This window comes from Gemmobacter caeni (assembly GCF_003054195.1).
Taxonomy (GTDB): domain Bacteria; phylum Pseudomonadota; class Alphaproteobacteria; order Rhodobacterales; family Rhodobacteraceae; genus Gemmobacter; species Gemmobacter caeni.
In genome coordinates, this window is record NZ_QBKP01000077.1 from 1 (window position 1) to 1,130 (window position 1,130).

1 protein-coding gene is annotated in these 1,130 nt (G+C 67.0%); it reads right to left on the bottom strand.

The genetic code is table 11. From position 1 onward, the window contains the following. Positions 1 to 965 (bottom strand): phage portal protein family protein (locus C8N34_RS25835; RefSeq protein WP_342352698.1); only part of this gene is annotated, 965 nt, incomplete at its 3' end. Between the last annotated feature and the right edge of the window lie 165 nt (positions 966 to 1,130).

Consider the following 1,130-nt stretch of genomic DNA (forward strand, 5'->3'; position numbering starts at 1 on the left):
AGACGCCCGGCCAGATCAGCGGTCAGGAAGGCCTCCGCCATCAGCTGCGCCATGGCCTGCGCATCGAGGCCGGGGAAGCCCGCGAGCAGCATCTGTCGGAACTCCTCGAGGCTGCTGGCGGCCGTCATCATCAGCTCGATCTGGCCGATCATCCCGTCGATCACCGGCGGGGCGGCGCGGGCCAGCTGATCGGCCAGATCAACAGCCGGATCGGTGGCCGCGCTGGGACCGCCAGAAATCGCCGCTGAGGGGCCTCGGGCCTGAAGGGCGGTCTCTGTCCCCGGGAGGCCCTGACCCCGTTTAATTTCGCCGGAAACCCGTTTAATTTTTGAAGTCCGGTCCTGACCCCCGGCTTCACCTGCACCGTCGGGCGGATCTGGCGCCAAAACCGGCGCCGCCGCCCGCAGAAGCCGGGCGCCGGGCTTGGGTTCGGAGAAGCCGAAGCGGGCGCGGATCTCGCCCTCCTCGATCTCCATCCCCAGACGGACCATCTTGTCCACGGCTGTGGCCAGCGCGCTCAGATCCTCGGTCTTCGGGCGGCCGATCCTGATCCTTGGATAGCGCTTCTGCGGCCCGAACTCGAGCTGGATCCACGGCCGGATCACATCGCGGTTGATGATCGCCGAAAGCGCGCTGGCATCCGCGCCCTCGATATCCTCCTGCACCAGCCGGTGCTCGCGCCCGACCGCATGGCCCCCGGCGATGGCATCGGTGGTCGCGGTCTGCCCCAGCACCGCCTTCGAGATCTGCTGGTCGAGGTGATTGACCCGCTTCTCGTACAGATCGCCCGACTGGCCGATGGATTTCGACTCGATGAAGTCGATCGACATCGTGTCGGGGATCAGCGCGGCGCAATCCCCGGCGATATTGGCCACCGCCCGGAACAGCGTGGCCTTGTCCTGCTCGCTGGCCCCCGGCTGCCATTTGCCGACCCGCAGCGGCTGGCCATAGGTCTGGGTGAAGATCGCCCAGCGGCCAGACCGCGCAGGAAAGGACGCCTCGTGTGGCTCTTTGTTCCCCCGGAAGACATGACGGCCTTCGCGGCATCAGCCTTTGCGCCGGTGTCGGAGGCCTCGATCTCGGCATACACCTCGCAGAGCCCGGATATCGGACTGTGTGTCATGTCGAGC